17 protein-coding genes and 1 pseudogene are annotated in these 21,840 nt (G+C 69.8%); 14 read left to right on the plus strand and 4 right to left on the minus strand.

Translation table 11 applies throughout. The annotated features are described in order from the left end of the window. The 4 genes from IE145_RS14330 (at position 1) to IE145_RS14345 (ending at position 2,821) form a co-directional block, all read left to right on the plus strand. Entirely contained in the window at positions 1 to 666 is a 666-nt protein-coding gene (locus IE145_RS14330) for a YdcF family protein (RefSeq protein WP_189525432.1), read from the plus strand. A 19-nt stretch (positions 667 to 685) separates the two neighbouring features. Continuing rightward, positions 686 to 1,402, plus strand: coding sequence for a WbqC family protein (locus IE145_RS14335; RefSeq protein WP_229825555.1), 717 nt, complete (start codon positions 686 to 688; stop codon positions 1,400 to 1,402). 62 nt (positions 1,403 to 1,464) lie between these two features. Continuing rightward, on the plus strand, positions 1,465 to 2,142 hold the full coding sequence (locus IE145_RS14340) for an HNH endonuclease (protein WP_189525434.1): 678 nt from the start codon (positions 1,465 to 1,467) through the stop codon (positions 2,140 to 2,142). A gap of 52 nt (positions 2,143 to 2,194) precedes the next feature. Beyond that, positions 2,195 to 2,821, plus strand: coding sequence for a hypothetical protein (locus tag IE145_RS14345; RefSeq protein ID WP_189525435.1), 627 nt, complete (start codon positions 2,195 to 2,197; stop codon positions 2,819 to 2,821). 58 nt (positions 2,822 to 2,879) lie between these two features. Here IE145_RS14345 and IE145_RS14350 read toward each other — a convergent pair whose 3' ends face one another. The 3 genes from IE145_RS14350 to IE145_RS14360 are packed head-to-tail and all read right to left on the minus strand — an operon-like array spanning position 2,880 to position 7,137. Then, entirely contained in the window at positions 2,880 to 3,458 is a 579-nt protein-coding gene (locus tag IE145_RS14350; RefSeq protein ID WP_189525436.1) for a DUF6262 family protein, read from the minus strand. Next, positions 3,455 to 5,983, minus strand: a complete 2,529-nt coding sequence (locus IE145_RS14355) for a tyrosine-type recombinase/integrase (RefSeq protein ID WP_189525437.1) — start codon at positions 5,981 to 5,983, stop codon at positions 3,455 to 3,457. The genes IE145_RS14350 and IE145_RS14355 overlap by 4 nt, the downstream gene beginning before the upstream one ends. Then, on the minus strand, positions 5,980 to 7,137 hold the full coding sequence (locus tag IE145_RS14360) for a tyrosine-type recombinase/integrase (protein WP_189525438.1): 1,158 nt from the start codon (positions 7,135 to 7,137) through the stop codon (positions 5,980 to 5,982). Before IE145_RS14360 ends, IE145_RS14355 begins: the two co-directional genes overlap by 4 nt. Before the next feature lie 107 nt (positions 7,138 to 7,244). On the opposite strand from IE145_RS14360, the pseudogene IE145_RS14365 reads away from it, so the two are divergent. From IE145_RS14365 to IE145_RS14375, 3 genes and pseudogenes are all read left to right on the plus strand, one after another. Beyond that, a pseudogene (locus IE145_RS14365) lies at positions 7,245 to 7,355 on the plus strand (DUF4244 domain-containing protein); the annotation flags it as partial. 175 nt (positions 7,356 to 7,530) lie between these two features. Further along, complete coding sequence (locus tag IE145_RS14370) at positions 7,531 to 7,863, plus strand: TadE family type IV pilus minor pilin (protein WP_189525439.1); 333 nt, start codon at positions 7,531 to 7,533, stop codon at positions 7,861 to 7,863. A gap of 149 nt (positions 7,864 to 8,012) precedes the next feature. After that, entirely contained in the window at positions 8,013 to 8,516 is a 504-nt protein-coding gene (locus tag IE145_RS14375; protein WP_229825551.1) for an Rv3654c family TadE-like protein, read from the plus strand. A gap of 49 nt (positions 8,517 to 8,565) precedes the next feature. Here the strand turns inward: IE145_RS14375 and sftH are convergent, their stop codons facing one another. Next, positions 8,566 to 11,046, minus strand: coding sequence for a DEAD/DEAH box helicase (gene sftH / locus IE145_RS14380; RefSeq protein WP_189525441.1), 2,481 nt, complete (start codon positions 11,044 to 11,046; stop codon positions 8,566 to 8,568). Positions 11,047 to 11,125: 79 nt separating this feature from the next. On the opposite strand from sftH, the gene IE145_RS14385 reads away from it, so the two are divergent. The 7 genes from IE145_RS14385 (at position 11,126) to topA (ending at position 21,706) form a co-directional block, all read left to right on the plus strand. Beyond that, positions 11,126 to 11,479, plus strand: coding sequence for an STAS domain-containing protein (locus IE145_RS14385; RefSeq protein WP_003967428.1), 354 nt, complete (start codon positions 11,126 to 11,128; stop codon positions 11,477 to 11,479). 199 nt (positions 11,480 to 11,678) lie between these two features. Next, a complete protein-coding gene (locus IE145_RS14390) occupies positions 11,679 to 12,149 on the plus strand; it encodes an ATP-binding protein (RefSeq protein ID WP_189525442.1) in 471 nt (156 codons plus the stop codon). 521 nt (positions 12,150 to 12,670) lie between these two features. Continuing rightward, positions 12,671 to 15,112 (plus strand): sodium-translocating pyrophosphatase, encoded by a 2,442-nt coding sequence (locus IE145_RS14395; RefSeq protein ID WP_189525443.1) that lies wholly within the window; start codon positions 12,671 to 12,673, stop codon positions 15,110 to 15,112. A gap of 444 nt (positions 15,113 to 15,556) precedes the next feature. Further along, positions 15,557 to 16,279 carry a dynein light chain family protein gene (locus IE145_RS14400; protein WP_189525444.1) on the plus strand — a complete coding sequence of 241 codons (723 nt, stop codon included), beginning with the start codon at positions 15,557 to 15,559 and terminating at the stop codon, positions 16,277 to 16,279. Positions 16,280 to 16,363: 84 nt separating this feature from the next. Beyond that, the gene (locus tag IE145_RS14405) at positions 16,364 to 17,899 is read left to right on the plus strand and encodes a DUF7059 domain-containing protein (protein WP_189525445.1); all 1,536 of its coding nucleotides are present in this window, start codon (positions 16,364 to 16,366) and stop codon (positions 17,897 to 17,899) included. Positions 17,900 to 18,335: 436 nt separating this feature from the next. After that, complete coding sequence (locus IE145_RS14410; RefSeq protein WP_189525446.1) at positions 18,336 to 18,533, plus strand: hypothetical protein; 198 nt, start codon at positions 18,336 to 18,338, stop codon at positions 18,531 to 18,533. Between the two features lie 281 nt (positions 18,534 to 18,814). Further along, positions 18,815 to 21,706, plus strand: a complete 2,892-nt coding sequence (gene topA, locus IE145_RS14415) for a type I DNA topoisomerase (RefSeq protein ID WP_189525447.1) — start codon at positions 18,815 to 18,817, stop codon at positions 21,704 to 21,706. The last annotated feature ends 134 nt before the right edge of the window (positions 21,707 to 21,840 follow it).

Genomic DNA, 21,840 nt, shown 5'->3' on the forward strand with positions numbered 1-21,840 from the left:
GTGGGCGACAACCAGCAGACCATCACCGAGGACCAGTGGCGCCGGACCAAGCTGATCTGGGACTACCACCAGATGCAACACCAGGTCCGGCCCGTCGACGTGGCGATCGGCCTGGGCAGTCACGATCTCGGCGTCGCCGCGGCCGCCGCTGACCTCTATCACCGCGGCCTGTTCCCGACGCTGGTGTTCACCGGCGGCAACAGCCCCACCACGAGGGCCCGCTTCCCCCGCGGCGAGGCCGTCCACTTCCGCGAGCACGCGCTCGAACTCGGCGTCCCCGACTCCGCGATCCTCGTCGAGCCGAACGCCGCGAACACCGGCCAGAACATCACCCTCACCCGCGACCTGCTGGCCGCGGCCGGCATCGTCCCGACCACGGTGCTGTTGGTCTCCAAGCCCTATATGGAGAGGCGGTCCTTCGCCACCGCCCGCAAGCTGTGGCCCGACGTCGACATTGTGTGCGCGTCGGAGCCCCTGGAGCTGGACGACTACTTCAAGTCCATCGGCGACGAGAAGCTCGTGGTGGACATGCTCGTCGGCGATCTCCAGCGGGTCATCGAGTATCCGAAGCAGGGCTTCGCCATCGCCCAGGACGTCCCGGAGGACGTGCATGCCGCATACGAGTCCCTCATCCGTGACGGCTTCACCAGCCGCCTCATCTCCTGACCAGCCCGGCCCGCGCGGGCTGTGTGCCGTGCATCAGCCCAACCTGTTCCCGAGGCTGACCACCCTGGCCAAGCTGTTCGCGGCGGACACCTGGATCGTCCTCGACGACGTCCAGTTCACCCGCCGCGACTACCAGCACCGCACCCGCCTCGCCGCCCTGTCGGACCCAGACCGGACCCGGTGGCTGTCCATCCCCACCCACCTGCCCCAGGGCCGCCAGACCGCCATCCGGGACGCCCTGATCGCCGACCCCGCCTCGGCCCGGCGGCGAACGGAGGCGATGATCCGACAGGAATACCGGACCAGCCCCCACTGGCCCGCCCTCCAGGCGGCCCTGGAACCGGTCTGGGCCGCATTCGACACCGGCCGGACCGCCACCGTCGCCGAGACCTCCACCCGCATCCTGCTGGACCTCCTCGGCTGGCCGGGCCGCGTCCTCACCGCCGGCGGGCTGCCCACCCGGCCCGAGAGATCCGAACGGCTTGCCGACCTCACCACCGCCGCCGGGGCCGGCGCGTATCTGTGCGGGACCGGCGGGATGACGTATCTCGACCCGGCCCCGTTCACCGCCCGCGGCATCGCCGTAGCCCTGTTCCTGCCCCCGACCACTGGGATCTGGGCCTCCGCCCGGCGCGTGACCGCTCTGTGGGCCCTTGCCCACCTCGGCCCCGACGGCCTGGCCGCGAAGCTCCTGGACCTCACTGGAGGCCCAGACTTGCTCGAGGCCGCAGCCTGAGCTCCAGGGCATCTCGCCCACTACCGATGGGGGTTGTCAGTCCAGCGCCTTACGGTGTTCGTATGGCGAGAAGCGGAGACCGGCCGAGCAACCCCGACGTCCTGCTTCGCGCCGTCAGGAAGATCTTCGGCGAGGCGTGTCTGGAGTGCGGTACGACCCGGCCTCGCCCGGAGATGGCGCACATTCGCAACTGGCCGACGATCCGCCAGACCGCGGAGGGCAAGCTCGAAGGCCTGCCCGACCGGTTTGCGCACGTCGCCGAGCAACACCGCCACAGCTTGTTCCACCACCTTGGCAATGTCGTGCCCCTCTGCCCGAACCACCACACGCTGTTCGACGGCGACTACCCCGAATTCGACGAGCACAAGGTTCGTGCCCTGCGCGATGAGGCCCTGCGCCGTCCGGACGTCCTCACCCGCGTGATCAGCTTCATCTGCGACGAGCTGCGGGGACGCCCCAACCGCTGTGTCCACAAGAACGCGGACGGCCGTCGCAAGCACACCCGCGCCACCGACTTTATGGCCCTCGCAGTTCCCCTGACCTGGGTAATGAACGGCTTCAGCCAGGGCTTGGACCTCGGCGACCCCCAGCTCGTCGTCGATTGCGCCTCCGGCGCCCAGCACTACCACGTGGCCCTCGACCAGGGGGTTGTGGACCACTGCGCGGGCCACAGCAGCCAGTGCACGAAGGCTGAGGCCGTAGGGCGCCGCCACTCACGCGACGGCACAGGCAGCTCTTAGTTGGCCGATCATCGTCTCGCGCTGCCCATACGTTGGCCGCGACAGTGACGCGATGGACGCAGGACTCGCCGCCGTGCTCGGTGCCACCGTCGGAGCCCTCGGTACGGCAGTAACGGGTGCCGCCGCGGCCCTCCTCACCCGCAGCACGGCCCGCCATCAGGTCAAGGCCGAGGCTTTTCGGACGCTGCGGGAGTCTCGGCGGGCCACCTACACCAGCTTCGCCGAGACATCCGGGCGTTACCTAGAGATGCTCTCCACCACGCTGATCCCCCTTGAACGCGTTGAGCGTTTCCCAGATCAGCGCAATGAGTGGATCGAGGATGCGCACAAGCGGTGGAAGAAGGCGCTCAGGTACCGACAGAACGAGGTCCAGCGAGAGCGGGTCCTCCTTCGCCTGGACGCTACGCGCCCAGTGGCTGACGCCGCGCAGGAGGTGGCCAAGAGATGCGTACTGCTGAGCAGAGCGACCGGCCGCGCCATCGCCGCGAACATGGGGCAGGACCTGGATACCGGCCCTCTGACGCCGCCCTCGCCGGGCTACATCGAGCTACTGGCAGAAGACGGTCTGGATCCAGAGACGCCTGACCTCGATCGCCTGCAGTCGGAGGCCCGCGATGCGTACAACGCATTTTTGCGCACGGCGGCCCATGACCTCGGGGAGAACGGGCTCCTGGCCTGACGGCGAGACCTGCCAGAGGCCGCTGTCCGGACCCGCTTAGGCGCCGCCGACTTCGGCATCAGGCTGGGGCAGGGCCCGCGTTCTCGGCTCGGATCATCCGCCGCAGACTGGAGCGGGCTGCTGCCAGGTCCTCCTCGGTCTCCCGCAGGCTCTCCTCCAGCTCGGTCTTCTCCCGCCGCAGCCGGGCTGTCTTGCCCACCAGTTCATCATTCTGGCGGGTAAGCTCATCCACCCGTGCCACGAGGTCTGCGGTGCCGACCTGGTCAAGCTGCTGTCCCAACTGCCGCTGCAGAGCGGCCTTGAGCTGGTCCCGCTCGGCCCGCAGGGTGGTGACCTGCTGCCGGGACAGCTCCAGGTCCGTCTGCAGGCTCGCCGCACTCGCCGTCTGTCCCGCCCGGGCCGTCCTGCGGGGCTGGCCCTCCTGCTTCTTGCGGGCGGCTTCGATGTGCTCGCGCACCCCCTCCGCGTAGACCAGCCAGTTCGAGACCCCGGCGGTCTTGGCAACGCCCGCGAAGGTGACCGTCTCGCCGCGGGCAGCCATTTCGTCCACGACCGCCAGGACCTTGGCCCGCTTCTCGCGGCTGTCTTTGCGGCGAGATGCAGCCAGGACCTCGCTGGGGGTGCGCTTGCCGGTCACGAGCTCGACTCCCGGCTGTTGATCACGGTCAACGGCAACATGGTGCGGCCCATGGCCGCCCTGGTCTTCCTCAAGACCTTCACCGACTCCATCAGTTCCTCGCGTTCCTGCTCCGGCAGCTTCTCGATCTGCTTGCGCATGTTCTCAGCGACCTGCTTGAACGAGTCGATCTGATCTTGCAGATTGCGGATGACGTACTCGGCCGTGCCCATCGCCAGCGCGGTCTCCTTGTCCGCCTTCAGGTCGCGGATCTGGTCCTCGATCGACGCCAGGTAGGACGGGTCGGGACGGTAGAAGCCGCAGCCGGCGCACTGGAAACGGATCGGGCAGGCATGGCCGCCCGCTTTCACGTTCGACGGCTCGACACACCCGCCGAAGGGCACCGCCACCGACCGCAGCTCGTAAGCCTTGTTCGACGCCATCGGCGCCGGGTTGCCCTCGCGGTCAACGACGTGCAGCCGCATCTTCTTGACGGCCTCCTGCTTCCGCTTGAGGGAAACCTTGTAGTACCGGGCCGTGGTATTGACACTTTTGTGATCCATGAGCTCTTTGAGCACGTCGATCGGAACCCCGGCGTCTGCGTGCCGCTGAGCGTAGGAGTGCCGGAACGCGTAGGGAAAGATCTTCTCCCGGTCGAAGGGGACCGGGAGGCCGTCCCGGCCTGTGCCCTCCGAATGGATCGCCTCCAGCGACTGGACCCACTGTCGCAGTGCCCGGGAGAAGACGCCCGACTCCATGTGCGGATACCGGCTCGTTTCGGAGATGGCCGGGAAGAGGTAGGCGCTGCTTCGTGCCGGCGCGGCGACCAGGCTCTCCCGACGCTCGACCCACGCCTGGAGATCCGCGGCAGTCTCCCGGGTGATCGGCAGTCGCCGGCGATGCCGCTTGCTCTTGTAGTTGTTCCAGACCAGGAAGCAGTCGTTGTCCGCGAACTCCAAGCAGTCTCGCTTCAGGCTCGCCACCTCACGCGGGCGTCGGCCGGTGTCCCGCATGACCCGGTATACGGCCTGGAGCATTGCCTCGATGTCGGCCGCCGCGTATCCGCGGTAGGGGAAGTCGCGGCCCAGCCTCTCAAGGTGGGGGTCCAGCTGGCGGATCACTGACTCCGGGATGGCCTTGCCGATCTCGTCCTCGTTGGGCTCCTCGCGCGCAATCCGGTGCGAGCTGTGCCGGGAGAACGTCCCGTGCAGGTCATCCAGAAGACCCGCACTGCGACCGAAGTCCAACACCGTGAACATCGCCGTCAGCTGGGCACCGCGATTGCTGCTGGTCTGGAGATCGCCGTCCTCCTTGCGCAGGTCACGGAAAGCGTCCACAACCAAATTCATCTCGGCGAACCGAAGTTCAGACGGCTCCATCCCCCCGCCCGGCAGCCGGCTCAGCACCTTTGAGGCGACCGTGCAACCAAGCACATGCCTGCGGAACCGGTCGCTGGCCGGACGGGTCGAGCGTGCCCACTCCATGACGGCCTCACGCAGCCAGGGCTGCCTGATCACCGAGAAGTCCACGGTGCCACTGCGGTTCCGCGGTCCTTCGTTGCGGAACTTTGTCGGATGGCCCACCGCCTTCATGTCCCAGACCAGCTTGTCCGTGGGCGCGATACCCCGGAGTTGGTCGTAGCCATGATTGATCGTCCAGCCGATGTCCCGGATCAAGGACTCAACGTTTCTGCCCGTCGGTTGGGAAGGCACGAAGACCTCGGGCCCTCCGGCCAGCAGACTGGGGACTCCCACGAGCCGCTGGATGGCGCTGCGCAGAGAACCCGGATCCACGAACTGGTTGCGCAGGTCACGCTGCTGGATGGCGTAGAGCACCTCCAGCCGCCCCAGCTCGCTGAGCGGGGCCAGGGAGAACTGGTGAGCGGACAGATACGGCGTCTCGTGCACGATCCAGTCACTCAGGTCCGGGACGTGGTCGACAGACTCCTGGTGCACCCGCCAGCGCCGGGTGTGGACACGGCACAGACCCGTCTGCGCTGCCGCCTGCTCCAGCGTGCAGGCGAGAACCCGACACTTGGCCAAAGGGGCCTCAAAGGGGACGGCGATATCGCGCATCCACTCCTCCAGCGTCCCGTCGAACGGCCTGCGCCGAGAGGCAGCCCGGCTCGCCTTGATCCACTGGATGCTGTGGACCCGGCAAAGCCCGACGCTGTGGTACTCGCGCGGACACCGGACACCGTTCCGCTCCACCGAGCACGTGTCCACATTGGTGTAGCTGCGGTTGGGGCCCGGCCGGAAGACGGCCTTGAATTCCTCCTCGCTCAGCCCACTCGCCCGGAACGCGTTCGCACAAGCCGTGCACCTTCCGGCGCGGGCCTTCTGCACTACCGAGCAACCCTCGGTGATGCAGAGCCACCCGGCCGTCCGCGGACTATCGACATCACCCGTGAACAGCAGCGACTCCGCGTTCCACTCGCCCGGCCGCCAGCCCTCGATCAACTGAGACCTCAGCCAGACCTCCCACTCCTTCAAGTCGGCACCGGACTCAGCGGATATGTCGAAGACCTTCGCGAGGTTCCCGCTCACGCCTGCACCTGGCCCTTCCGAATGGCCGCGACCCGCTCCACGGCCTCCCGCTTGTCCTCATCCGTGGCGTGGACATACGGATCCATCGAGGACGGCGAGACGTGCCCCATCAGGTTTTGCACCACGTCCCGCGGCGTCTTGTTGCGGATCCAGGTGGTCGCCGCGGTGTGCCGCAGCATGTGCGGCCGAACCGGGAACCCCGCCCTCCTCGCCAACCGGTCGAACAAGTCCTTCGCATTGTGGTACGTCATCGCCCGCCCCAAAGGGGCCCGGAACAGATTGACGAACACCATGTCCACATCGGCAGCCTCGGCCACCTTGTCCCTCTCGAACACATAGTCCGCGTAGAGGGTCACCAACTCGTCCGTCACCGGGATCCACCTGGGCATCCGGGCCTTGGCCAGAGCCCCATTGGAGTTGACCCGCCGCCGAACGTGGACGTGCGGGCCGGCGACCTGGCAGCCCAGCCCCACCGAATTCGACAACAGGTGCATATCCTCACGCCGCAGCCCCAGGGCCTCGCCGATCCGCATTCCCGTACCGCCCAGCAACGTCACCAGGAAGCGGTCTCTGGCCCGGGTCGTAAGGCCGACGAGAGTTGCGAACTGGTCGGCATTCAGCCACTCGTAGCCCTCGACAGCCACCGAGAACTTGATCGCCTTCGCCCGCACCGTACGGAACTGGCCATCCTCGCCTGCGTCATAGCCCGGCGGCAGGTAGGACAGGTACTTCTGCTCGGACAGCTGAGAGACAGTCTCGGAGCTCACCCACCCCTGCTGGCCACAGAACTGCAAGAACCCGCAGACCGTCGTCATGATCGCATCGGCGGTCTTCTGCTCCCGGTAGCGCGGCTCCGCCTGCGCCTTGACTCCCTTGGGTGGCAACGGCTCGTCCACCATCCAGTGCAGGAACCGGGCCAGCCACGGCAGACCCGGCCTCCTCCAGTCCAGACCGTGGTCCGCGCAGTACGACAAATACAGAGCAACACGGCCTGCGTAGATGCGCTCGGTGTTGATTGATCGGGATGCCATTCGAAGGCTCGCCAGGAAGGCGCACGCCTCCACGTGCAGCTCGTACTCGGAAGAGATCACCACCCACGAAACAGACTCATCGCGGGGCGAGACGGCGCGTTCGGCGGCGTACGAGGCAGGCATGACAATGAACGTACCAGAGGTGCCAGACACCTAGCAGATACCTTTCAGGGATGTGATGGCTGGCACGCAGAACCTATGTGCCAGAGAGTCAGTGGTTCCTGAAGATAACGATCGCGGCGTGTGCCTTCGCGGCGGTGCTCTACAAGGTGGTGAACAGCGGGCCGGTGCTGTCGGCACTGCAGTCACTGGTCGAGGACGCGCTCGATGCGAAGTTCTGAGATCGGATCGGGGCCCGTCCTTGAAGCCCGGTTCAGGGCTCGGGGCCCTCGCCTCCTCCGGTGCCTCGACCGAGGTCTCTGCTGGTGGCTCGACCGGGGCCGCGCCCGTCGGTCGCCCCGGGGCCCGGCCGAGGATGGCGACGGGGGCGGAGGCCGGGTCGGCGATCGGGGCGCGGTGACCGCGGAGGCGGCTGTGGTGATCCCGGTGCTGGTGGCGTTCGTCCTGGCCCTGCTATGGGCGTTGCTGGCCGCTGCGGACCAGATCCGGTGCGTGGATGCGGCGCGGGCGGGCGCTCGGGCCGCGGCCCGTTCGGAGCCGGAGACGGCGGTGCTGGACACCGCGCGTGACGCGGCGCCCCAGGGGGCCCGGGTCGAGCTGGGGAGGGAGGGGGACATGTGGCGCGTCCGGGTGGAGGCGCCGACCCGGGGGCCGGGTGTGCTGGCCCTGACGTTGAGCGCCGAGGCGGCCGCCCTGGCGGAGGACACGGTGGGGGGTGCCGGACCATGAGGGCGAGGAGAGCTGGGAGTTGGGGGCTGGAGCCGGACAGGCGTCGCCGGTGGAGTGTGTTCCGGGGGCGGGGCCGGGAGGCGGACCGAGACTGGGGCGCTGTTGGCCGGAGCCGAGGCTGGGGTCGGGGCGAGGGCTGGTGTTGGGGCATGGGCGGGAGACGGGGCTGGGGTGTCGTCGGCCGGGGCCGCGTTCGAGGTCGGGTCTGGGTCTGGGGCTCGGGTGGTGGCGCTGACCGGGGTGTGGCGACCGTCTGGGCGGCTGTCACCGTGGCCGGCCTGTGCACCGTGTTCGCCGTGGTGCTCGCGCTGGGACAGGCCGTGGCTGCCCGTCACCGCGCGGGCGGGGCCGCGGATCTGGCGGCTCTCGCGGCTGCGGACCGGGCGTTGGAGGGGGCGGAGGCCGCGTGCGCGGCGGCCCGGGGAGTGGCCCTGGCGCAGGACGCCGTGGTCGTTCGCTGCGCGGTGCGGGGGGAGGTCGCCGATGTGACCGCCCGCTCGGGGTTCGGACCCTACCTGCCTACCGTCAGGGCCCGGGCCGGGCCTCCGGCAAGCCCTTCGGGCAGGGTTCCGACCGATACCCCCGTTACCCCCGTCCGCCCTCCGGCAGATCCTTCTGGCGATGCTCTGGCTGAGCCGCGTGTTGAGCCCTGACACCTCGTCGGTGGGGTGGTGGTGGGCCGTTGGCTTCCTCCTCGGCGGGTCAGTCCTCCGGGGCGGTTGCTTCGTCCGGATCCGCGGGGGCGGCTCTGAGGAGTTCGGTGAGCAGGCGTACGGCTCCGCGTTTGTGCAGGGGATCGTTGCCGTTGCCGCACTTGGGGGACTGGATGCACGAGGGGCACCCCGCCTCGCACTCGCAGGAGGCGATGGCCTCCCGCGTCGCCGTCAGCCAGGAGCGGGCGGTGTGGAAGGCCCGCTCGGCGAATCCGGCGCCGCCGGGGTGGCCGTCGTACACGAAGACCGTCGGCAGGAGGGTGTCCGGGTGCAGCGGTACGGAGACGCCGCCGATGTCCCAGCGGTCGCAGGTGGCGAAGAGGGGGAGGAGCCCGATCGAGGCGTGTTCGGCGGCGTGCAGGGCGCCGCCGAGGATCTCCGGATTGATGCGGGCGGCGTCGAGCTGGTCCTCGGTCACCGTCCACCAGACGGCGCGGGTGCGCAGTGTGCGGGGTGGCAGGTCGAGCTTGGTCTCGCCCAGGACCTCCCCGGTGATCAGTTTGCGGCGGAGGAAGGAGACGACCTGGTTGGTGACCTCGACGGAGCCGTAGCAGAGCCGCCCCTGGCCCCAGGGGATCTCGGTGTCGGTCTCCAGGACGGTGATGGCGGTGGTGTCGCGGGCGACCGTCGAATACGGGGGTTCGGCCTGCTCGACGAGAGCCACGGAGTCCTCCAGGTCCAGTTTCCGGACCAGGTGGGTGCGGCCCTGGTGGAGGTGGACGGCTCCCTCGTGGACGGCCGTATGGGCGGCGGCCGCGTCGACGGTGCCCAGCAGCCGGCCGGTGCCCTCCTCGACGATCTGGACGGGGCGGCCGCCTCCGCCCCGGATGTCGGCGAGATCGGCGGCCCGTTCGCGGCGGGTCCAGTGCCAGCCCGACGCCCGTCGGCGCAGCAGCTTCGCCGCCTCCAGTTGCGGCAGCAGTCCGGGCACGGCGGGGCCGAAGAGGGCGATGTCCGCTTCGGTGAGCGGGAGTTCGGCAGCTGCGGCGCAGAGGTGGGGGGCCAGGACGTAGGGGTTGTCCGGGTCCAGCACCGTCGACTCGACGGGCTGCCGGAACAGCGCCTCGGGGTGGTGCACCAGATAGGTGTCCAGCGGGTCGTCCCGGGCCACGAGGACGGCCAGGGCGCCCTGCCCCGAGCGGCCGGCGCGGCCCGCCTGCTGCCAGAGGGAGGCCCGTGTGCCCGGGTAGCCGCAGATGACCACCGAGTCGAGGCCGGAGACGTCGATGCCGAGCTCCAGGGCGGTGGTGGCCGCCAGGCCGAGCAGTTCGCCGGAGTGCAGCGCCCGCTCCAGGGCCCGGCGCTCCTCGGGAAGGTAGCCCCCGCGATAGGCGGCGACCCGCTTCGGCAGCGAGCGGTCGACCTCCGCGAGGCGTTCCTTGGCGATCACCGAGATCAGTTCCGCGCCGCGCCGGGAACGTACGAAGGCGACCGAGCGGACGCCCTGGAGGGTCAGGTCGGTGAGCAGGTCGGCGGTCTCGGCCGTCGCGGTACGGCGTACGGGGGCGCCCTTCTCGCCGTGCAGGTCGGTCAGCGGGGGCTCCCACAGGGCGAAGACCAGCTCGCCGCGCGGGGATGCGTCGTCGGACACCTCGACGACCGGCAGGCCCGTCAGGCGTCCGGCTGCGACCGCGGGGTCAGCCGACGTGGCCGAGGCGAGCAGGAAGACCGGATCGGCCCCGTAACGGGCACACAGGCGGCGCAGGCGGCGCAGTACCTGGGCGACATGGGATCCGAAGACGCCCCGGTAGGTGTGGCACTCGTCGATCACGACGAACCGCAGGGCGCGCAGGAACGAGGACCAGCGGGGATGGGAGGGCAGGATGCCGCGGTGCAGCATGTCGGGGTTGGTCAGGACGTAGTTGGCGTACTGCCGGACCCATTCGCGTTCCTCGACCGGGGTGTCGCCGTCGTAGACCGCGGGCCGGACGGCGTTGCCGAGCGGGGCCGCGAGGGCCTTCACCGAGCGCCGCTGATCGGCTGCCAGGGCCTTGGTGGGGGCGAGGTACAGGGCGGTGGCCCCGCGGCCGTTCGGGGCCTCGGAGCCGTCCAGGAGGGTGCTCAGGACCGGCGCCAGGTACGCGAGGGACTTCCCGGAGGCCGTGCCGGTGGCGATCACGACCGAATCGCCGTCCAGAGCGTGCTCGGCCGCGGCTGCCTGATGCGCCCACGGATGGTCGATCCCGGCTTCTTCGATCGCCGAGATCACTTCTGGCCGCACGCGATCCGGCCAGATGGCATGGGTTCCCGATCTCGGGGGCAAGTGCTCCGTATGAGTGATGCGCGCGGCCCGGCCCGCCCCTGCGGCGAGCCGGTCGAGGATCATGGCGGGAGAGGGGCGCGAGCCCCTGCTCTCGGCTGGTCGTCCGGGACGGTGATTCTTGGCCATCGGCACCGAGTGTGTCACTGGCGTGACGGACAATGGTCCCAAGGCGTCGTGCATGGCTGCTGGTAAATGATTGAATGCCATCGCGGCTGGCGATCCGTCCCCTGGCCTCCGTCGGGGAGACCGAGGGGCGACCGCTCGATAGCAAGGTGCTGGAGGATCCGTGGACCTGTCCCTGTCGACTCGCAATGTGTCCGGGCCTGGTGGCGACCGTACGGTCGTCGAGGTCGGTGGCGAGATTGATGTGTATACCGCGCCCAAGCTGCGCGAGCAGTTGGTCGAGTTGGTGAATGACGGCAGCTACCACCTGGTTGTCGACATGGAAGGCGTCGACTTCCTCGACTCCACCGGCCTCGGCGTGCTCGTGGGTGGCTTGAAGCGTGTCCGGGCCCATGAGGGCTCGCTGCGCCTGGTCTGCAACCAGGAGCGCATTCTCAAGATCTTCCGGATCACGGGTCTGACCAAGGTGTTTCCGATTCACACCACGGTCGACGAGGCTGTCGCCGCCACCGACTGAGGTCGGAGCGGATCGGCCTCCAGGCCGGTCGGCAGGCGGTGAACAGGCCGGCAGCGGCAGCGCATGGGCCGCGACGGGCAGGCGGTCGACCCCTCGGGTCGGCTGTCGGCTTGTCGGCTTCCGGAGGAGAAGAGCAGGGGTGCCGGGCGACACGCCCGGGCCCCCTGAGGCGTACGCCCGAACGTTCGAGGGGGATGGCATGGCCACCGTTGAACTCCGCTTCAGCGCCCAGCCTGAACATGTCAGGACGGCCCGCCTGGTGGCGGCCGCCGTGGCGCGCCGGGCCGGCGTGGACGAGGCGGTGCTCGACGAGGTCAGGCTCGCCGTCGGAGAGGCGTGCAGCCGCGCTGTCGGACTGCACCGCAGTCACGGCATCACCGCGCCGGTCAGCGTCGCGCTGACCGAGGAGGAGAAGGCGTTCTCCATCGAGGTCGGGGACAGCGTTCCCGGCCCCGGCGCCGATCCGGCCGAGTCCGGGGCGGGTGACGCCTCCGGTGGGTCCGGAGCGGGGTCCGCGCGGCCCGACTCCGAGGCCGACGGTGAGGGCGAGGACGAGATGGGCCTCGCGGTCATCAGCGGACTCGTCGACGACGTGGAGGTTCGTTCCGGTGCGGGGGGCGGAGTGATCCGCATGAGCTGGCCCACAGCCGCCGCCGTGGTAAGCCCCTGAGGCCGCGGTGCGGGCTCGGGCTGTGGAGCCCGGCCCTGAGGTTGTGGCCTGGCCCCGAGGTTGCCTCGCGCTCCTGAAGCCCGCGGTCTGGTCGTGAGGCTCACGATCGTGTCTGCCTGTGGCCGGGCCCGGGTCTACCTACCTCCGTCCTACATCCGTCATCCGTTCCTGTGCCGATAGCCGTGCCCGTGCCGGCACCCGTGCCCCTGGGCCCGCGCTCCCGAAGCTCGGCCCGTGCGTCTCCAGCCATGCGAGAGCCACGCGAGAGCTATACGAGCGGCGTGATGTTTCGTTTTCCGGGCCCTGCTGAGCAGGGCCTTTTTCCTTGAGGGCTCGACGAGGATCCGTCGAAGGTTTCCGGGTAATGCTTCTGCCTCATTACTGCATTCGAGCAGAATCACTCCGCTGATCTTTCGGCGTTGGGGGGAGCGCGATCAATTCTCTTCCCACCCACTGTTTTGATCAGGTTCCGCTCCCTACAATCCGTCCACGACTTGAGCGCTGAGCGTCAAGGAGGACGTATGGCGGAGTTCTTCACCACCCCAATGGCAGTACTGACGCAAGAATCCGCACTTTCCGACCGACCCGCTTCCCTCGCGGCGGCGGTACTCACCGACGGCAACCGGCTGATCGTCATCGTCGTGGCGGTCGTCGCCGTCGCCGCGCTGATCGTCGCCCAGCTGCTCGTACGCCAGGTCCTGGCGGCCGGTGAGGGCACCGAACGGATGAAGGAGATCGCCGCGGCGGTCCAGGAGGGTGCGAACGCCTATCTGGCCCGGCAACTGCGCACGGTGGGTGTCTTCTCCGTCGTCGTGTTCTTCCTGCTGTTCCTGTTGCCGGCCGACAACTGGTCGCAGCGTGCCGGGCGTTCCCTCTTCTTCCTGGTGGGTGCTCTTTTCTCGGCGGCGACCGGATACATCGGCATGCGGCTCGCCGTCCGGAGCAATGTGCGGGTTGCCGCAGCCGCGCGGGAGGCGACTCCGGCGGAAGGCGAACCGGAAAAGGATCTCACCTCCGTCTCGCACAGAGCGATGAAGATCGCTTTCCGTACCGGTGGTGTGGTCGGAATGATCACGGTGGGACTCGGTCTGCTCGGGGCCTCCTGTGTGGTGCTCGTCTATGCCGCCGACGCGCCCAAGGTGCTGGAGGGGTTCGGCCTCGGTGCGGCGCTCATCGCGATGTTCATGAGGGTCGGTGGCGGGATCTTCACCAAGGCCGCGGACGTGGGCGCCGACCTGGTGGGCAAGGTGGAGCAGGGCATCCCGGAGGACGATCCGCGTAACGCCGCCACCATCGCCGACAACGTGGGCGACAACGTCGGCGACTGCGCGGGCATGGCCGCCGACCTCTTCGAGTCGTACGCCGTGACGCTCGTCGCCGCGCTGATCCTCGGTACGGCCGCGTTCGGGGACTCCGGTCTCGCCTTCCCTCTGATGGTCCCCGCGATCGGTGTCGTCACCGCGATGATCGGGATCTTCGCGGTCGCCCCGCGCCGTGCCGACCGCAGCGGGATGACCGCGATCAACCGCGGCTTCTTCATCTCCGCGCTGATCTCGCTCGGCCTCGTGGCCGTGGCCGCCTTCGCCTACCTGCCGTCCTCGTACGCCGAGCTGGACGGGGTCACCGACGGGGCGATCACCGCGCACGGCGGCGATCCGCGAGTCTTCGCGCTGGTCGCGGTGGCCATCGGGATCGTCCTGGCCGCGCTCATCCAGCAGCTCACCGGGTACTTCACCGAGACCAACCGCCGCCCCGTCCGGGACATCGGCAAGTCCTCGCTGACCGGCCCGGCCACCGTCGTGCTCGCGGGCATCTCCATCGGTCTGGAGTCGGCCGTCTACACCGCGCTGCTGATCGGCCTCGGCGTCTACGGGGCGTTCCTGCTGGGCGGTACGTCGATCATGCTGGCGCTCTTCGCGGTCGCGCTCGCCGGAACGGGGCTCCTCACCACGGTGGGCGTCATCGTGGCCATGGACACCTTCGGCCCGGTCTCCGACAACGCCCAGGGCATCGCCGAGATGTCCGGCGACGTCACGGGGGCCGGTGCCCAGGTGCTCACCGACCTGGACGCGGTCGGCAACACGACCAAGGCCATCACCAAGGGCATCGCCATCGCCACCGCCGTGCTCGCGGCCGCCGCGCTCTTCGGGTCCTACCGCGACGCCATCGCGACGGCGGTGGACGACGTCGGGGCCGGGGCGGGCGAGCTCGGGCTGAGCCTGGACATCTCGCAGCCCAACAACCTCGTCGGCCTGATCCTGGGCGCGGCGGTCGTCTTCCTGTTCTCCGGGCTCGCCATCAACGCGGTGTCCCGGTCCGCCGGATCCGTGGTCTACGAGGTCAGGCGGCAGTTCCGCGAGCGTCCCGGGATCATGGACTACTCCGAGAAGCCGCAGTACGGGCGCGTCGTCGACATCTGCACCCGCGACGCCCTCCGTGAACTGGCCACACCCGGGCTCCTCGCGGTGCTGGCGCCGATCGCGGTCGGCTTCACCCTCGGCGTCGGCGCGCTCGGTTCGTACCTCGCCGGAGCGATCGGCGCCGGAACGCTGATGGCGGTGTTCCTCGCCAACTCCGGCGGCGCCTGGGACAACGCCAAGAAGCTCGTCGAGGACGGCCACCACGGCGGCAAGGGCAGCGAGGCCCATGCCGCGACCGTCATCGGCGACACGGTCGGCGACCCGTTCAAGGACACGGCGGGCCCGGCGATCAACCCGCTCCTCAAGGTGATGAACCTGGTCGCCCTGCTCATCGCCCCGGCGATCGTGCAGTTCAGCTACGGCGCGGACGCGAACCCCTGGGTGCGGGCGCTGGTGGCCGTCGTCGCCATCGGGATCATCGTCGCCGCGGTGTACGTCTCCAAGCGGCGGGGCATCGCCGTGGGCGACGACGACGCCTCGGGGGACGGCGCACCGGGCGGTGGCCCCTCGGCCCCCGCGCCGGATCCGGCGGCGGCTCCGTGACCCGCCGGCAGGGGGTCGGGGAGGGGCGGGGGCCGGTGTCGGCCTCGCTGTAAGGCGACGTGTGCGTGTGACAGAGAGGTGACTTGTGACAGCGAGGTGACTGTGACAGCGAGGTGACGTGTGATCAAAAGGTGGGCGGATGGACCGTACTGACGTACCGTCCGCCCACCGTTCTGCCGGGGCTTCCGGCCGTCCCCGCCCAGAGGGCGCCCTCGTCCGGCCTCCTTCGGCGTGCGGATGCGTTTCTGCCGGACACCGCCAACGCGGAACCCTTCATTCGGATGAGTGACCGCTCGCGCGTGCGGTTCTCTTCGTGAGTGGCATCTCCCTCATTTCCCTTGATGCAAATGGCTTCAAAAGGGTGCATAAAGGATGACCGGCACCCGGCTGTCGCTCCCTCGCCGTGTAAGTTCCGGGCCGAGAGCCTTGGAAGGGACCGATCCGGTGAACAAGAAGCTTGCAGCCGCACTGTCCGGCGGTGCGGTACTCGTGCTGACGCTGTCGGGCTGCAGCGACGACAGCGACAACAAGGTCAACGACTGGGCCAAGAAGGTCTGCGACCAGGTTCAGCCGCAACTCCAGAAGATCAACAACGCCAACGCGTCGATCCTCGAGAAGACCGGCGACAACAACAAGCCCGCCGACGTCCAGAAGGCCGACTCGGTCGCCTTCCAGGAGATGTCCGAGGCGTACAAGGCGCTGGGTACGGCTGTGGACTCGGCCGGTCCGCCGCCCGTCGACGGTGGTGAGGCCACGCAGAAGGCGGCGGTGAAGGAGCTCAACGCCTCCTCCAAGGCGTACGCCGACCTCAAGACCCAGGTCGACGCACTCGACACCAAGGACCAGAGCAAGTTCGCCGACGGACTGAAGACCATCGCCGACGAGCTGAACAAGATCAGCTCCGGTGGTGACAAGGCGCTGAGGAAGCTCCAGTCCGGCGAAGTCGGTGTCGCGATGTCGAAGCAGGAGGGCTGCCAGAAGCAGACCGCTTCCACCGGCCCCTCCGGTTCCGGGTCGGCCGACGCCGGCGACGACGCGTCCCCGGAGGGCTCGGCCCCCGACAAGGAGGAGTCCGACGGCAAGGACTCCGCGGACAAGGAATCCGAGGACAAGGGCTCCGCGGACAAGGAGTCGGCGGAGAAGGAATCCTCGGAGAAGAAGTCCTGAGCGCTGCTCTCCCGCTGACGGCCCGGACACCCGGTGGGTGTCCGGGCCGCTGCCGTTGTCGGTGGGACCGGACACAATGGGAGGGTGAGTAAGAGCAGCCTTCCCGCACCCGACCACGCCGCCGCCCTCCGTGAGGCCCTGCTCGCCGCGGACTTCACCGCGGACGGGCTCCTCGACCGCCTCGGCGCGCCCGCCTACGCCGCCCTCGCGCGCAGCGAGACCGTCCCCGCCCTGCGGGCCACCCGGGGCGATACTCCGCTCGACACGCTGGTGCGGCTGTTCCTTCTGCAGCGCCCGGTCACCGAGCAGCGGGCCCGCGGAGCCCTTCCGCTGGACGAGTGCGTCGCGGACGGCTGGGTGACCCGCGAAGGCGGTGCGGACGGGGAGATCCGTGCGTGCGTCGACGTACGGCCGTACGGAGGGCCGGACGGCGAGGACTGGTTCATCGTGTCCGACCTCGGCTGCGCGGTCGGCGGCGCGGGCGGGATCGGCTCGCGCGAGGAGGGTGTCGTCCTCGGCGTCGGCGGAGCCTCCACCACCCTCGCCGGGATCACCGTGCGTACGCCGGTCGCCTCGGCGCTCGACCTCGGTACGGGCTCCGGCATCCAGGCGCTCCACGCCGCCCAGCACGCGATCCGGGTCACCGCCACCGACCTCAACCCCCGTGCCCTGGAGTTCACCCGGCTCACCCTCGCCCTGTCCGGCGCCGCCCCGGCCGATCTGCGCGAGGGGTCCCTCTTCGAGCCGGTGGGCTCCGACACGTTCGACCTGATCGTCTCCAACCCGCCCTTCGTCATCTCGCCCGGTGCCCGTCTCACCTACCGGGACGGCGGCATGGGCGGCGACGACCTGTGCCGCACGCTCGTGCAGCAGGCGGGCGACCATCTGAACGAGGGGGGTTACGCCCAGTTCCTCGCCAACTGGCAGCACGTGGAGGGCGAGGAGTGGCAGGACCGGCTGCGCTCCTGGGTGCCGTACGGCTGCGACGCCTGGATCGTCCAGCGCGAGGTCCAGGACGTCACGCAGTACGCCGAGCTGTGGCTGCGGGACAGCGGCGACCACCGCAGCGACCCCGCCGAGTACGACGAGCGGTACGAGGCGTGGCTCGACGAGTTCGAGGCCCGGGGGACGACCTCCGTCGGGTTCGGCTGGATCACCCTGCGCAAGTCCGCCGCGGCGGCGGCCGGGAATCCCTCGATCGTCGTGGAGGAGTGGCCGCACGCGGTGCAGCAGCCGCTGGGCCGGGCGGTGGAGGAACACTTCGCCCGCCAGGACTACCTCCGCGACCAGGACGACGCGGCTCTGCTCGCCGGGCACTTCGCCCTTGCCGCCGAGGTCGTCCAGGAGCAGGTCGGCCTGCCGGGGGCGGAGGACCCCGAGCATGTGGTGCTGCGTCAGCACCGGGGCATGATGCGGGCGACCAAGGTCGACGCGGTGGCCGCCGGGTTCGCGGGCGTGTGCGACGGGTCGCTGCCCGCCGGGCGGATCCTGGACGCCATCGCGCAGTTGATGGCGGAGGACCCGGTGCTCCTGCGCGACCGCACACCGCAGGCGATCCGGCTGCTGGTCGAGGAGGGCTTCCTGGAGCCGGCGTCCGGCGTCGCGGCGCGGGAGGAGTAGGGCGGCCGCGCCGGAGGAGTAGGGCGGCCGCGCCGGAGGGACGAGCGCTCGGCCGCCGCGCCGGTGCGGCTCGGGCGTCTTCCGGTACCGGTCCGTGGTGGCCGTTGTCCGGGGTGCGCTCTCCTTATTAACCAGCGTGTTCGTGCCCACGCCCCCGCGCGGCGCGCCCGGGCCCGCACATTCCGGTCACCGGGGCACCGAGCCGGCCCCGGGCCCCGTCCCGCCCCGGCCCCACCCCTCCCGCGTACCGCCGAAGGAGTTTTGCCGGTCGGCGGGGGAGTGCTGTTCACCCGGGGTTCGTGTGGGCGACGCCCCCGGGTGACAACCTCCCCGTGCCGGACCGCCCAGGTCCGGCTCCGACGGGCCGGGCCGGCCCGTCCCGGGCGGCTCCCCGACGAGTCGTGCGACGGGTCACGCGAGGGTCTAGGGGTACGAGATGGAGAGCGCCACCGCAGTCTTCGCGGGTACGGCCCTGTCACTGTTCGGCGCCGCCCTCCTGATCTGGACAGGGGCGCGAGCCCTGCACCGCGCGCCGGTGGCGCACGGTGTGAGCCCGGTCGCCTCCACCGCACTCACGACGCTCTTCGGCGTAGTTTTCCTCGGCCTCGGTGTGTGGGTCCTCGCGCACGTCTGATCCCCGCTCCCGGCCGGGCGAGGCCCCGGCCGACAGGTCTCCCGGCGGACACCGCGACCGTCTCCGAAAAGCCGCAGGCCGAAGCCCCGCGCGACGCGGACCCGGCGGTCCGGGCGGCAGGAATGGCGGAAGTCGGGTTACCGTTCGAGTGGCCGTTGCGGGCTTTTGCCGTTTGACACGGGGGCGGGTTGTACCGTCACACTCCGCAGCGACAGCACCGCGGGCAGCGTCAGACGCCGCCCCGGATGCCCACCGAGTGTCGACCGGAGAGAAGAGCGAAGTTGTCCCCGACCAGCGAGACCGCACAGGGCGGCCGCCGACTCGTCATCGTCGAGTCGCCTGCCAAGGCGAAGACGATCAAGGGCTATCTCGGCCCCGGATACGTCGTCGAGGCGAGCGTCGGGCACATCCGCGACCTCCCGAACGGCGCGGCCGAGGTCCCGGACGAGTACACCGGCGAGGTCCGCCGCCTCGGCGTGGACGTCGAGCACGACTTCCAGCCCATCTATGTCGTCAACGCGGACAAGAAGGCCCAGGTCAGGAAGCTCAAGCAGCTGCTGGCCGAGTCCGACGAACTCTTCCTCGCCACCGATGAGGACCGCGAGGGCGAAGCCATCGCGTGGCACCTCCAGGAAGTCCTGCGGCCCAAGGTCCCGGTCCACCGGATGGTCTTCCACGAGATCACCAAGGACGCGATCCGGGCCGCCGTCGCCAACCCGCGCGAGCTCAACCAGCGCATGGTCGACGCCCAGGAGACCCGCCGCATCCTCGACCGCCTCTACGGCTACGAGGTCTCGCCGGTCCTGTGGAAGAAGGTCATGCCGAAGCTCTCGGCCGGCCGCGTCCAGTCCGTCGCCACCCGCCTCGTCGTCGAGCGGGAGCGCGAGCGCATCGCCTTCCGCTCCGCCGAGTACTGGGACCTGACCGGAAAATTCGCCACCGGCCGCACCGGCGACGCCTCCGACCCCTCGAACCTCACCGCCCGCCTCAGCGCGGTCGACGGCCGCCGCATCGCCCAGGGCCGCGACTTCGGCCCCGACGGGCAGCTCAAGGCCGGCTCCGCCCAGACCCTGCACCTGGACGAGGCGAACGCCCGCGCGCTCGCCGCCGCGCTCGCCGATTCCGCCTTCACGGTCCGGTCCGTCGAGTCGAAGCCGTACCGCCGCTCCCCGTACGCCCCCTTCCGGACCACGACCCTCCAGCAGGAGGCGAGCCGCAAGCTGGGCTTCGGTGCGAAGGCGACCATGCAGGTGGCGCAGAAGCTGTACGAGAACGGCTTCATCACCTATATGCGTACGGACTCCACGACCCTCTCCGACACCGCGGTCGCCGCGGCCCGGGCCCAGGTCACGCAGTTGTACGGGGCGAACTACCTCCCCGAGAAGCCGCGCACGTACGCCGGCAAGGTCAAGAACGCGCAGGAGGCGCACGAGGCGATCCGCCCCTCCGGCGACCGCTTCCGCACCCCCGCCGAGACCGGGCTCACCGGTGACCAGTTCCGGCTCTACGAGCTGATCTGGAAGCGGACCGTCGCCTCCCAGATGAAGGACGCGACCGGTAACTCGGTCACCGTCAAGATCGGCGGCCGGGCGAGCGACGGCCGGGACGCCGAGTTCTCCGCGTCCGGCAAGACGATCACCTTCCACGGCTTCATGAAGGCGTACGTCGAGGGCGCCGACGACCCGAACGCCGAGCTGGACGACCGCGAGCGCCGGCTGCCGCAGGTCACCGAGGGCGACGCGCTGACCGCCGACGAGATCACGGTCGACGGGCATGCCACCAAGCCCCCGGCCCGCTACACCGAGGCCTCGCTGGTCAAGGAGCTGGAAGAGCGCGAGATCGGCCGCCCCTCCACGTACGCCTCGATCATCGGGACCATCCTGGATCGCGGTTACGTCTTCAAGAAGGGCACCGCGCTCGTCCCGTCCTTCCTCTCCTTCGCCGTGGTCAACCTGCTGGAGAAGCACTTCGGCCGGCTCGTCGACTACGACTTCACCGCCCGGATGGAGGACGACCTCGACCGCATCGCCCGGGGCGAGGCCAAGTCCGTACCGTGGCTGAAGCGCTTCTACTTCGGAGCGACCGGTTCCGGTGACGACCCGGCCGGTGCGGGTTCCGCGTCCGACGCGGGCAACGGCGACGGCGACCACCTCGGCGGCCTGAAGGAGCTGGTCACCGACCTGGGCGCGATCGACGCCCGGGAGATCTCCTCCTTCCCCGTCGGCAACGACATCAAGCTCCGCGTCGGCCGCTACGGCCCGTACATCGAGCGGGGCGAGAAGGACGCCGAAGGCCACCAGCGCGCCGACGTGCCCGACGACCTGGCCCCCGACGAGCTGACCGTCGAGCTGGCCGAGGAGCTGCTGGCCAAGCCCAGCGGCGACTTCGAGCTGGGTGCCGACCCGGTCACCGGGAACCAGATCATCGCCAAGGACGGGCGCTACGGCCCGTACGTCACCGAGGTGCTGCCCGAGGGGACGCCGAAGACCGGCAAGAACGCGGTGAAGCCGCGGACGGCCTCGCTCTTCAAGACCATGTCCCTGGACACGGTCACCCTCGCCGACGCCCTCAAGCTGATGTCGCTGCCGCGCGTCGTCGGTGAGGACGCCGAGGGTGTCGAGATCACCGCGCAGAACGGCCGGTACGGCCCGTATCTGAAGAAGGGCACCGATTCCCGGTCGCTGACCTCCGAGGACCAGCTCTTCGACATCACCCTCGAAGAGGCCCTCGCGATCTACGCCCAGCCCAAGCAGCGCGGCCGGGCCGCCGCCAAGCCCCCGCTGAAGGAACTGGGCACCGACCCGGTGAGCGAGCGGCCCGTGGTGGTCAAGGACGGCCGCTTCGGCCCGTACGTCACCGACGGCGAGACCAACGCGACGCTGCGGACCGGCGACAGCGTCGAGGAGATCACGCCCGAGCGCGGCTACGAGCTGCTGGCCGAGAAGCGCGCCAAGGGGCCCGCCAAGAAGAAGACGGCCAAGAAGGCCCCCGCGAAGAAGGCGACGGCCAAGAAGACGGCCGCGAAGAAGACGACGGCCACCAAGACCACGGCCGCCAAGAAGACCGCTGCGAAGAAGACGACGACGGCCAAGAAGGCGACGGCCACGAAGACCGCGGCCAAGAAGGCGACGGCCACGAAAACGGCCTCGTCCTCCGCCCCGTCGGACGACTGACGGCCGCACCGAGCGGACAGCACCCCGCCCGGCGCCTCGATCCCCGTGATCCGGCGCCGGGCGGCGGCGCGTCAGAGGCCGGTGAGAGATCTGGCCGGAAGTCGTCCACGTCCATATGTTCGGACGGGCCGACA

It is taken from the genome of Streptomyces sindenensis, from assembly GCF_014649035.1.
In the GTDB taxonomy this organism is placed as follows: Bacteria; Actinomycetota; Actinomycetes; order Streptomycetales; family Streptomycetaceae; genus Streptomyces; species Streptomyces sindenensis.

Coding starts and splice junctions, on each gene's coding strand:
- IE145_RS14340 (WP_189525434.1), top strand. CDS start 1,465: ATGGCGAGAAGCGGAGACCGGCCGAGCAACCCCGACGTCCTGCTTCGC.
- IE145_RS14345 (WP_189525435.1), top strand. CDS start 2,195: ATGGACGCAGGACTCGCCGCCGTGCTCGGTGCCACCGTCGGAGCCCTC.
- IE145_RS14360 (WP_189525438.1), bottom strand. CDS start 7,137: ATGCCTGCCTCGTACGCCGCCGAACGCGCCGTCTCGCCCCGCGATGAG.
- IE145_RS14375 (WP_229825551.1), top strand. CDS start 8,013: ATGGGCGGGAGACGGGGCTGGGGTGTCGTCGGCCGGGGCCGCGTTCGA.
- sftH (WP_189525441.1), bottom strand. CDS start 11,046: ATGGCATTCAATCATTTACCAGCAGCCATGCACGACGCCTTGGGACCA.
- IE145_RS14390 (WP_189525442.1), top strand. CDS start 11,679: ATGGCCACCGTTGAACTCCGCTTCAGCGCCCAGCCTGAACATGTCAGG.
- IE145_RS14395 (WP_189525443.1), top strand. CDS start 12,671: ATGGCGGAGTTCTTCACCACCCCAATGGCAGTACTGACGCAAGAATCC.
- IE145_RS14410 (WP_189525446.1), top strand. CDS start 18,336: ATGGAGAGCGCCACCGCAGTCTTCGCGGGTACGGCCCTGTCACTGTTC.